Genomic DNA, 202 nt, shown 5'->3' with positions numbered 1-202 from the left:
AATGTCGCTGAGAACCACGTGCACGTTCTGAGCTTTTTCCATCACCCCGTTGTCAATCGAGATGCTTCGGCATTGCGGGTACGCCCGGAGTAACTGCGTAGCTTCATCGTCCGAATAGAAATGGGTAGCCATATCCCGGAACGCTTCATCCATTTCGGGGAGGTGTGTTTCAAAGGCTTTACGAATGGATCGGGCATTCCAG

At 52.0% G+C, this 202-nt stretch carries 1 pseudogene; it reads right to left on the bottom strand.

The features are described from left to right. A pseudogene (locus tag BWI93_RS28000) lies at nt 1-202 on the bottom strand (mannose-1-phosphate guanylyltransferase); the annotation flags it as partial.

This window comes from Siphonobacter sp. BAB-5385, assembly GCF_002261125.1.
Taxonomy (GTDB): Bacteria; Bacteroidota; Bacteroidia; order Cytophagales; family Spirosomataceae; genus Siphonobacter.
This window is presented reverse-complemented; position numbering and strand designations above follow the sequence as displayed.